Annotated in this window: 9 protein-coding genes; 6 read left to right on the top strand and 3 right to left on the bottom strand. The window is 52.9% G+C overall.

What is annotated here, in order from left to right; all coding sequences use genetic code 11:
* Nucleotides 1–131: 131 nt before the first annotated feature.
* The 3 genes from SH302x_RS27750 to SH302x_RS27740 all read right to left on the bottom strand — a co-directional run bounded on the left by SH302x_RS27750 (nt 132) and on the right by SH302x_RS27740 (nt 1,992).
* Complete coding sequence (locus SH302x_RS27750) at nt 132–290, bottom strand: hypothetical protein (protein ID WP_479369335.1); 159 nt, start codon at nt 288–290, stop codon at nt 132–134.
* Nucleotides 291–893: 603 nt separating this feature from the next.
* Nucleotides 894–1,025: a transposase gene (locus tag SH302x_RS27745; protein WP_479369336.1), complete on the bottom strand. Its 132-nt coding sequence runs from the start codon at nt 1,023–1,025 to the stop codon at nt 894–896.
* A gap of 22 nt (nt 1,026–1,047) precedes the next feature.
* On the bottom strand, nt 1,048–1,992 hold the full coding sequence (locus SH302x_RS27740) for an IS91 family transposase (protein WP_479369334.1): 945 nt from the start codon (nt 1,990–1,992) through the stop codon (nt 1,048–1,050).
* Nucleotides 1,993–2,253: 261 nt separating this feature from the next.
* Here SH302x_RS27740 and SH302x_RS27735 point away from each other — a divergent pair, with 261 nt between their 5' ends.
* The 6 genes from SH302x_RS27735 to SH302x_RS27710 all read left to right on the top strand — a co-directional run bounded on the left by SH302x_RS27735 (nt 2,254) and on the right by SH302x_RS27710 (nt 6,368).
* Nucleotides 2,254–2,646 carry a hypothetical protein gene (locus SH302x_RS27735; RefSeq protein WP_479369333.1) on the top strand — a complete coding sequence of 131 codons (393 nt, stop codon included), beginning with the start codon at nt 2,254–2,256 and terminating at the stop codon, nt 2,644–2,646.
* A complete protein-coding gene (locus SH302x_RS27730) occupies nt 2,643–3,134 on the top strand; it encodes a hypothetical protein (protein WP_479369332.1) in 492 nt (163 codons plus the stop codon). Before SH302x_RS27735 ends, SH302x_RS27730 begins: the two co-directional genes overlap by 4 nt.
* 179 nt (nt 3,135–3,313) lie before the next feature.
* Complete coding sequence (locus tag SH302x_RS27725) at nt 3,314–4,072, top strand: MTBMA_p00010-related P-loop-containing protein (protein WP_488193099.1); 759 nt, start codon at nt 3,314–3,316, stop codon at nt 4,070–4,072.
* 17 nt (nt 4,073–4,089) lie between these two features.
* Nucleotides 4,090–4,278: a hypothetical protein gene (locus SH302x_RS27720; RefSeq protein WP_479369330.1), complete on the top strand. Its 189-nt coding sequence runs from the start codon at nt 4,090–4,092 to the stop codon at nt 4,276–4,278.
* A gap of 223 nt (nt 4,279–4,501) precedes the next feature.
* Nucleotides 4,502–5,488, top strand: a complete 987-nt coding sequence (locus SH302x_RS27715) for a tyrosine-type recombinase/integrase (protein ID WP_479364653.1) — start codon at nt 4,502–4,504, stop codon at nt 5,486–5,488.
* A gap of 493 nt (nt 5,489–5,981) precedes the next feature.
* Nucleotides 5,982–6,368, top strand: a complete 387-nt coding sequence (locus SH302x_RS27710) for a hypothetical protein (RefSeq protein WP_479369329.1) — start codon at nt 5,982–5,984, stop codon at nt 6,366–6,368.
* Nucleotides 6,369–6,411 lie beyond the last annotated feature (43 nt).

The raw sequence follows: 6,411 nt of genomic DNA, 5'->3' as shown, positions 1-6,411 counted from the left end.
CCAAGTAAGAGATAGTAACGAGTGAGTAAAAGCGGCTGCGAGCTGTGGATGGACCAGAAGTTTGAATGGTGAAGTTGGAAGTTTGAGAGACAAAGCCAATGTTTTTCTCTACAGAATTACCTGCTACTAATCTAATTTGCAGTAGCTGTTTGAGTGCTGAAGACGGAGCCAGAACGCAGCTTAATGGCCAGAATTTGTGTTGATGATTGTCCATTAAATGCGGATTTCTCTGACTGATACGGATCTTCGAATTGCTCAGCCATTAAAGGCAAGTTGCTCTCGTTACTCATAATACGATTCTTGTTAGCGAAGCGGGCTATGATTCGAACGCCCCCTCTCGGCTCGCAAGACCCGCCACTCTCCTGGCCGGGAGAGTTAAACAACTCTTTCAACTTAAATCTCCGGTAATGGTAGTTGAGTATCTGATTGATCGATGCAGCTCATGCGGCTGCAACAGTAATGACGCGAACATCATCTGTTAATAACTTCACATCGAACGCTGAATAAATATTGGCTTCGGATCGAAGCAGCCGAGCATCTTCGAAACTCAGTTGCTTGAACTCTATGTTTTGCGCGCCTTGGTGCAGACCTCTGCACGCGATCGTCCAGCGATGTCCAGATAACAGCGAAGTGCGATCAAATAATACACTGTTCCCATATCACCACGCGTATGCCAGGGACTGCGATACTCTTGGGAAGCTCATGCCCTCCGCTCCGCATTGTTGGCATCGCGGCGCATGGTCATCGACTTCGCTTTGGTACTTGGCGATTGGTTCTCTTCGATCAGCTTGCTTGCATCCTTAATGCTCGATTGCAGTAATGACTTATGTCGAACTATATTACATCGTCATCATCGTCCGTATCATCATCTGAACGCGGATGGTTAAATGCGTTCAGCGCGGCACGTGTCTGCTGAATGTTTGCTTTGCGGTTTTGAGCTTGGATAAGCCTGCATAACGGATGCGATAAACGCTTCTGGGAACGATATGCCATAGATAGCGTCGCACGAACTCGCCGCCGGGCATCGATTCTTTCTCGTACTGCTCCTTACGATAATTCCACAAGCTGATCGTAAACTTTGTCCGTCATCGCTGACGATCCGCTGGTCACTGATCGCCGTGCCTTGCACGTACTCCGACAAGTAGACCGCGCATTGTCGCTTGGTGGCAAGTACATCTGGAGTGAGCTGAGCATCTGCGACCCAGCTCTGGCCGCGATCGGTGTTAACCATTCTGCCAACGACTGAGCGTCTGGAACTTCTAATTGCTCAGCAGTGGATTTTAGTAATAACTTGCCACGTCGAAAGAGACTCTTGAGCCCTCGGATGAACTTCTTTCGAAAGACCTGCGCCAGACGCTTGGGCTGGATCGCCGGCGCATCGGAAGGGATCTCTGTCCACTGTCGACTTTCCTGGTCAATGCCACCGGCAGTCATCATGACGTGGATGTGAACATGCGGCAGCATCCGTTGCCCCCACGTGTGCAGGGTCATCAAGATCCCAGGACGGCAACCGAAAGCTTCTTGGCAGGTTTCTAGCAGCGTCTTTTGCGCACACTGGAAGAACAGCTTATAGCTCTCAGCCGCATTGTCTCCGAATAGCTCGGTCAGTTCATGCGGCGCGGTAAAGACGACGTGATAGTACTTCGTATCTAGCTCCCAGGACTGGATCGTATCGAGCCATTTCTTACGCTTGAGCCAGCCGCAGTTGGGGCAATGACGATTGGAGCATGGCGAATACAGAATGCGTTTGGAATCACACTGGCCGCAGCGGAACCAACTGGAGCCATACGCACCGGAGCGGCATTCGAGGATCTTGTCCAGCGCATGTCTCGCATATCGTGGAATAGAATCATCGTACAAGTACGCTTTGCCATAGTGACGCAGAGCTGCAAGTACATTCTCGCTTGGTTCCCCTGGTAAACGATGATTCAGCGAGCAGGAGATCGTCTTGGTGCTCACGTTTGTTGACTGATTCAGTAAAAGTACCGTCATAACTGCGACGCATGTAGCTGCATTGTAGAGCATGACCTGCACTATGATGCCGACGCTGATCGATGGCCTCCAAAGAATTCTTTTGATTCTTCATCATCAGCCCTTGCACAAGGCCTTGCTGGCCCGTTCTGCTGAAGGGGCCTGCTTTGAAGAACTTCTGTTTGATTCCATCTATCGCCCACACAAACACTCTTGATGGTCCCGCTCTCATGCTTCAACGATCACGAACTTATCAAGATAGCTTTCCACGCTTAGAGGTCTTTGACAGCCCCATGGCAAGCGACCGTCGAAGCCTATGCCGATAGTCTGCAAGGGATGCTGGATCACGGCCTGATAACTTTCTTGCAGGAACAGTTTGGGCTTTCGATCGCTCAAGCGGCTCAGTACCAAGTCGGCTTCTCCGATCGCTCGCTGGGCAGTGAAGTTCCAAGCAATCGCGTGAAGCTGGGCCAAGAGATTCGCAATCGACTAACGCAGTTGGGGATCTACAAGGACAATGGCCGAGAGACGATGCGTGGTTACGTGACGATCCCGCTGTGGGATGAAGCTGGCGTGATCTCGGGCATCGAAGGCTGGCGGCTGGATGCCAAAAGCAAGAACCCCCAGCGGCTTGTGATTGGTACGGGATGCAGCAAGCTTGAGAGAAGGGATTGAACAGGGATCAGGCTTCAGGAAACAGACTTCAGGAAGAGGAAGTGCTGCAAGATGCAGTGGCTGTACAAGAAGTGACGGGCGATGGGTCGAGTACGAGTACGAGTACGAGTACGAGTACGAGCACGAGTACGAGCACGAGCACGAGCACGAGCAAGAACACGCATGAAGTTCCGCCGGGCGGCGTCAGCTTCACCGTGGAATCTGAATCGGTGTTGATCACACGCGGTGACCGCAGCTATCGCATCCGAGGGCTGGATCGCAACATATCCAGCTTATCTTTGAAGGTCAACGTCACCGCAGCGCGAGCGGACTTGATTCACGTCGACACGGTCGATCGGATGAAAGCTCGATCGCCAATAGCTTCCAACGCGCAACCGCTGTGGAGTTGTACTGCGAGGAGGACACCATCAAGCGTGATCTCGGCCAAGTCTTACTCCATATTGAAGAGAAGGAAATCGCCAGATCGAAGCGGCCAAGGGGATTACTAAACCCGTCGAGCTATCGCCGCAAGAGCAGCAGCAGGCACTGGGCTTGCTGAGCGATCCCCAGTTGATCAGCCGCATCATTAGCGATCTGGATCAGTGTGGCATGGTGGGCGAGCCCTTCAATAAACTCGCTGCGTACCTGGCGGCAACCAGTCGTTTGCTAGACAAGCCACTGGCGACTCGTGAGGTCCGACAGCGCAGCCGGTAAGACCACCTTAATGGACACGATCCTTCATCTGATGCCACCCGAACATCAGTTGCGAATAAGTAACCTTACCAGTCAATCGCTGTACTACCTACCAGCCGGCTCGATTGCTCACAAGATACTGGCTATTAGCGAAGATCAAGGCATCTCCGAAGCAGCGTACGCTTTGAAGCTGCTACAGAGCGAAGGTAAGCTGACGCATGCGACCGTAGGCAAGAACGCTCAAGGGAACTTCCAAATGCAAACGCATGAAGTCGAAGGACCGGTGCAATTGTTTCTGACTTCCACACGCATGCAGTTGGATGAAGAGCTGGTGAATCGATGCTTTGTCCTCACCGTGGACGAATCGAGCCAACACACGCTGGCGATCCAACAGCGCCAACGACAACTCGAAACGCGAGCAGGTAAAGCCTCATTGGAACAGACCCAGCAGATTCGCAGCCTGCACCGCAATGCCCAGCGGGTGATTCGTCCGATGGAAGTCGATAACCCACTGGCCGAGACGATGCAGTTCCCTTGCAGCCGAACTCGCAATCGCCGCGATCATGAGAAGTTCCTCACATTGATTCGCACGATAGCTTTATTGCACCAACACCAGCGTCCCGTGATTTGTGACGAAGCTGGCGTCGAACGCATCGAAGTGGTTCAGACCGATATTGATTTAGCCAATCGTTTGGTCGAACGCATTTTGAAGCTGAGCATGGACGAGCTGACGCCGCAGCACAGAACTGTCTGACGTTGTTGCAGGAACTGGTGGAATCGATCGCAAGAAGGTACGGCGTTGGCAACTGTGAAGTGCGTTTCACGAGTCGCATGCTGTGTGAATGGTTCCAGTGGAGTGATTACCAAGTATCGACGCATTTAGACCGCTTGGTATCGTTAGAATACGTGCGAGCTCATCGCGGCCGACAAGGGGCCACGTACGTCTACGAACTTCTCTAGTTGCCCGTAGACACCCGACTTCCAGGGAAGTTCCAGGTAACTTCCAGGGGTCAGCAGCCATCATCTAAAGCCTTCTAGGATCTGATCTTAGTGCCTCTCTCCTGGCTTTCAAGCCAGATTGCGAGAGCCCCTGCCTGTCGCCATAGGTGCATCTGCCATGGCCAGGCTTAAGGCATTGGTTACTGGTTTCCCATTTCAGACTTTTTATTTCTAGGTTCCAACCATGTTGTATCCATCTTTGCTGCAAGCGTACTATCTTGATCTTCGCGTATTGAACTGGTCAGAGTCGACCATTGATCGCCGCAAGTCAAGCTTAAGGCGTTTCATTAACTGGCTGCAGGCGCGTGCCATCGATCACATCGGACAGGTTACTGCCGAGCACGTGGCCGCTTATCAACGCAGCCTTTATCATGTAGGCCATCTGCGCAGCGGGGCTCCCTTGGCCAGTTCGACGCAAGCGTCCTATCTATCGACCCTGTCGCACTGGCTGCAGTGGTTATGTTTGAAGGGTCACTTGCCATTCAATCCAGCGGTAAGTTTGGAACTGCCCAAAGCGGAAGTTCGCTTGCCCATGAATTACTTAACGGAGCCCGAGGTCGAACTGTTGATCAATCAGCCCGATGTGAAAGACGAGCTTGGCATCCGTGACCGAGCATTACTGGAGATCTTTTACTCTAGTGCGATTCGTCGCCAGGAGCTACTGTCGCTTGGGGTTTATGACATTGATCGCAGTCGTCGGTTGTTGATGATCCGCTTGGGCAAGGGGCGTAAGGATCGCGTGGTACCGATTGGTGTGCGAGCCTTGCAGTGGCTTGAAAAGTATTTGGCCGATGTGCGTCCTTGGTTGCTGGCCGGTCATGGTCGCAAGCGATTGGGGCCAGCGGCAATGCCAACAGATCGAATCTTCTTGAGCAACACGGGCAAGCCGTTATTGCCCGGTCAAGCTTCGAAGATGGTGCGAGACTATCTGGATCAGGCGGGGATTCACAAGAGCGGCGCGTGCCATGTGATTCGTCACACGACGGCAACGTTGATGCTTGAGAACGGCGCGGACTTAAGAAGTTTACAGACGTTGCTGGGTCATGCGAATTTGAATACGACTCAGATCTACACGCACGTGACCATCGATCGCTTGCGTAAAGTGCACGACGCCACGCATCCGGCTAAACCAGATGTCGAAGGCACCTCAGCAACTCCACCCGCTGAGTAGCTCAGCGACTCCGTTCGCTGAGTAGCCAGTAGCTCAGCGACTCCGTTCGCTGAGTAGTATGTAGCCCAGCGACTCCGCCTTCTTCGTTTAACCGTCAGCCGCCAGGCGTACGCGTTCTTCTTCACCCTCTCGCTTGCGGGAGGGTCGGCCGCGAGTTCCACGAGCGACCGGGGAGGGCGAGCCGCCTACGCGTCCACTTGCCAATTGACCTCGAGGCACCTGCCTCATCAAGCCAACGGCTTGTCACAATTGCTGCCGTGGCCGATCCGGTCACGGTTTGCATGCGCAGTTGATCCCTCAGGCCCGGAGGGCCAAGACAATTGATTTGCGCCAGCCCTTCGGGCTTATCGGTCTCAAGGAACCTCAAAGTCCGGTGGCCTGCGGCACACCGGCAATAATTGCTACGGCCCTTCAGGCTGCCACCTCAATATTCTGCCAATTATCCCGCCCATCTCGCACCACCGCTCAACTGTCATTCTCTATAATGGCAGACATGCAGTCTCAATCCTCATCACTTCCGGTTAAACACTTATCGCATCGAGAAATCTCGCTTAGCGATTGGGATACGTTGTGCGATCAGAATGCCCCTTATTTGAACGCCACTGTTTCATTCAATGGTTCTTTTTCTTTCCAGGCAAAGTCATCTGACGCGTCAGTCTCAAATAGCGAGTCATCACAACACGAGTCCGCAGCAGCCTGCTTTACTTGCACAGCCTCATCGCTGATCAGCAACAGTGATTGGCCTTCAGAAGTTGCACTAGCGCAGCATCGCAACCAACAGTACTCGATCTACGCTATGACCAATTCCAGCGGCGGCGTTGTAGAGTGCTACGCTTATACCGCTTACGGTCAGCCAACAGTGCTCAACGCATCCGTCTGAGTCATAGCCACCAGCGCTTATGACAATCGCTACACCTATACCG

It is taken from the genome of Njordella calcicola, assembly GCF_056494125.1.
The sequence above is the reverse complement of the archived record's forward strand: the minus strand, read 5'-3'. Positions and strand labels throughout refer to the sequence as shown.

Excerpts from the sequence above, each read along its gene's own strand:
- SH302x_RS27750 (WP_479369335.1), bottom strand. The coding sequence starts at position 290 with ATGAGTAACGAGAGCAACTTGCCTTTAATGGCTGAGCAATTCGAAGAT.
- SH302x_RS27745 (WP_479369336.1), bottom strand. The coding sequence starts at position 1,025 with ATGCCCGGCGGCGAGTTCGTGCGACGCTATCTATGGCATATCGTTCCC.
- SH302x_RS27740 (WP_479369334.1), bottom strand. The coding sequence starts at position 1,992 with ATGACGGTACTTTTACTGAATCAGTCAACAAACGTGAGCACCAAGACG.
- SH302x_RS27715 (WP_479364653.1), top strand. The coding sequence starts at position 4,502 with ATGTTGTATCCATCTTTGCTGCAAGCGTACTATCTTGATCTTCGCGTA.
- SH302x_RS27710 (WP_479369329.1), top strand. The coding sequence starts at position 5,982 with ATGCAGTCTCAATCCTCATCACTTCCGGTTAAACACTTATCGCATCGA.